This window comes from Robertmurraya sp. DFI.2.37 (assembly GCF_029211245.1).
Taxonomy (GTDB): domain Bacteria; phylum Bacillota; class Bacilli; order Bacillales; family Cytobacillaceae; genus Robertmurraya; species Robertmurraya methanolica_A.
Window position 1 is genome coordinate 1 of the sequence record NZ_JARGEJ010000335.1, and the last position, 387, is coordinate 387.

A 387-nucleotide genomic window follows, 5' to 3' on the forward strand; every position below is an offset into this window, starting at 1 on the left:
GTAACAGCTCACTAGTCGAGGAGTCGGGCGTGGATAATAATCGGGTATTAAGTTGTCTACCGAAGCAGTGGGATCATTAATATGATCGGTAGGGGAGCATTCCAGTCCGCGTCGAAGGCGTACCGTGAGGTATTCTGGAGCGTCTGGAAAAGCAAATGTAGGTATAAGTAACGATAAAGGGGGCGGGAAACCCCCTCGCCGAAAGACTAAGGTTTCCTGATCAACGCTAATCGGATCAGGGTCAGTCGGGTCCTAAGGCTCAGCCGAACGGCGATGCCGATGGCAGAAACGGTTAATATTCCGTTACTACCTTCAGGAGTGACGTGGAGACGCAGTAGTGACAGTGCCGCCATCTGACGGAATAGATGGTTGAAGGGTGTAGGAGTC

The 387-nt window shown here is 51.7% G+C and carries 1 rRNA gene; it reads left to right on the forward strand.

Going from position 1 to position 387, the window contains the following annotated elements:
* Nucleotides 1-387, forward strand: a 23S ribosomal RNA gene (locus PZE06_RS26765); the annotation flags it as partial.